The 644-nt window shown below is 47.4% G+C and carries 1 protein-coding gene and 2 tRNA genes; all 3 read left to right on the forward strand.

Annotated elements, in window-relative coordinates; translation table 11 throughout:
* The first annotated feature begins 251 nt into the window (after positions 1-251).
* The 3 genes from B5F19_RS16910 (at position 252) to B5F19_RS17625 (ending at position 589) form a co-directional block, all read left to right on the forward strand.
* Positions 252-327: transfer RNA gene (locus B5F19_RS16910), tRNA-Lys, on the forward strand.
* A gap of 3 nt (positions 328-330) precedes the next feature.
* Positions 331-405, forward strand: a tRNA-Glu gene (locus B5F19_RS16915).
* A gap of 28 nt (positions 406-433) precedes the next feature.
* Entirely contained in the window at positions 434-589 is a 156-nt protein-coding gene (locus B5F19_RS17625) for a hypothetical protein (protein WP_162612614.1), read from the forward strand.
* Positions 590-644: the final 55 nt, after the last annotated feature.

Genomic DNA, 644 nt, shown 5'->3' on the forward strand with positions numbered 1-644 from the left:
TAGGTCGGAGGTGTAAGCACAGCAATGTGTTGAGCTGACCGATACTAATCCGCCGAGGGCTTGACCTGAGTGGTTCAGGCAAGAAAGAAATGCAGGCGCTTGCGAGCGAGGATTTGCGGAATTCACTGTTCGGTTTTGAAGGTGCAGACAAAGCGCCCACCCTCTGGAGAGAGAGAAAGCGGGAAGCGAATATTAAGGTGAGACTTGGTAGGAAGCTTTCTTTGCATACTTTCTTTCTCGAAAGAAAGTATGCGCCTTTAGCTCAGTTGGTAGAGCAACTGACTCTTAATCAGTGGGTCCCGGGTTCGAATCCCTGAAGGCGCACCACAAGGCCCGTTGGTCAAGCGGTTAAGACGGCGGCCTCTCACGCCGCAAACATGGGTTCGATTCCCGTACGGGTCACCATTTCATTTTCCTCGAAGAGGAAAATGAAATGAGCAAGAACGAAAAGTTCTTGACAGTGAGAAGAAAATTTGATAGAATACTTGCTGTTGAAAAAGACGGTAAGGAGAGAAAAAGGTACGGATCTCTTCTTGAAGAAGGAAGTATGAAGTTTTCTTTGCTTACTTTCTTTTTCAAAAGAAAGTAAGTTGGTGCTGATTAGGGCGAGGGTCCACCCGTTCCCATTCCGAACACGGAAGTTA

The organism is Pseudoflavonifractor sp. An184, assembly GCF_002160305.1.
GTDB classification, from domain to species: domain Bacteria; phylum Bacillota; class Clostridia; order Oscillospirales; family Oscillospiraceae; genus Lawsonibacter; species Lawsonibacter pullicola.